This is a genomic window from Collinsella sp. Sow4_E3 (genome assembly GCF_052116285.1).
Classification (GTDB): Bacteria; Actinomycetota; Coriobacteriia; order Coriobacteriales; family Coriobacteriaceae; genus Collinsella.
Genome location: NZ_JBQKLJ010000054.1, coordinates 1 through 1,614 on the forward strand (window position 1 = coordinate 1; position 1,614 = coordinate 1,614).

Sequence of the window (1,614 nt, forward strand, 5' to 3'; positions counted from 1 at the left end):
GCGATGAGAGAAGAGAAAAGGAATAAAGTTTTGGGGGGTGTCTTGTCCTGAAATAGGTTTACAAAATAAGTAAACATAATTTAGGACAATGAAAAGAACTGTAAATAAAATTTCGGACGAATTGGCACTTCAAATCGTAAAAGAGTATTTAAGTACGGATATCAGTCAATCAGAGTTAAAAAAGAAATATAATTTTGGGGGAAATAACAATATTTCCCGTTGGATGCGTAAATTTGGGGTTTCAAAACCGAGTTCTGAGCAACAGGTAATAACAGGAGCGATGAGTAAAGAACAAACTGCAAGCCCCCGCGAGCGTGATTTAGAGCGTAAAATCCGCAAGTTAGAAGATGAACTTAAAGAAGAAAGGCTGAAGTCTTTGGCATTAAATACGCTGATTGATGTAGCAGAAAGAGACTTGCAGGTGGACATCCGAAAAAAGTCTGGAGCCAAACGGTAAGAGAGCTGCGTAAAGTTTATCCTGACCCGGATATGGATACCCTTTGCGGTCTGTTTGGCAAAAATAGGCAAGCCTACTATCAGCGCAGAAATTACAATTACAAGGAAGAAATTAAAGAGGAAATTCTTCTTCAACTTATTGAGCGGGAACGCCAATTAATGCCTCGGTTAGGCGGGCGCAAGTTACTGGTTCTGCTAAATCCGCGTCTGCCACCGGAGTTAAAATTAGGCAGAGACAAGTTCTTTGATTTTTTACGTAAGCACAACTTGCTTGTAGGCAAAAAACGCAAACGCGTGAAAACCACCTACAGCAACCACTGGCTTCACAAGTATCCGAACCTGATCAAGGAGTTTATACCGGATTGTCCCAACCAATTATGGGTAAGCGACATTACATATGTGGAGACAAGCCAAGGATTTATATACTTGAGTTTGATTACAGACGGTTACTCACGCAAAATCATCGGCTGGTGGGTTGGAACGAGCTTGGAGGGAATTTATACGCTCAGTGCCCTGGATATGGCATTAAAGCAATTGCCCAAACACATATCGGGATTAATCCATCACTCCGATCGGGGTGTGCAGTATTGTTGTGGCGATTACGTGAAGAAACTCTGTAAAAGCAAAGTGGCAATCAGTATGACCGAGGATGGCGATCCTCGCGAAAATGCCATTGCAGAACGTGTTAACGGCATATTAAAAGAAGAGTGGTTAAATCAGATTAAACTGGCATCAGCCGAGCAAGCGATCAAAGAAATTGAGCGGATTATTCAAATCTACAACTGTTGTCGTCCGCACAGCAGCATCGATATGAAGACCCCGCAAGAAGCTCACGAACAATCTGGTAGATTGAAAAGGCGCTGGAAAACGTATTACAAAAACCAGCGGGTAGTGTAAACAGTTTAAAAAAGGTTTTTTAAGGCATTGATAACTCTTAGTTACCGTAAAAAAAGATAGCCGAGATTCGGCTACCCCAAAAGTTACGGTGTACTTTTCGCTAACCATACCTATTCCTTGACAGGTTGCTCCTCAGCAGAGCCTGCCTCCGCTTCGATATGATAAATGCAAAGATAAAATAATTGTAAAAAATAACAGAAATATTAATCAGTAAATGTAAACAAATTTCAGGACGATACAGGGAGCCGACTTCGAGAATAG

General features: G+C 41.3%; 2 protein-coding genes. Both read left to right on the forward strand.

What is annotated here, in order from left to right; translation table 11 throughout:
- Nucleotides 1-88: 88 nt before the first annotated feature.
- Nucleotides 89-457, forward strand: coding sequence for a hypothetical protein (locus tag ACTQ48_RS11120; protein WP_441570961.1), 369 nt, complete (start codon nt 89-91; stop codon nt 455-457).
- A 32-nt stretch (nt 458-489) separates the two neighbouring features.
- Nucleotides 490-1,353: an IS3 family transposase gene (locus ACTQ48_RS11125; RefSeq protein WP_441570963.1), complete on the forward strand. Its 864-nt coding sequence runs from the start codon at nt 490-492 to the stop codon at nt 1,351-1,353.
- The last annotated feature ends 261 nt before the right edge of the window (nt 1,354-1,614 follow it).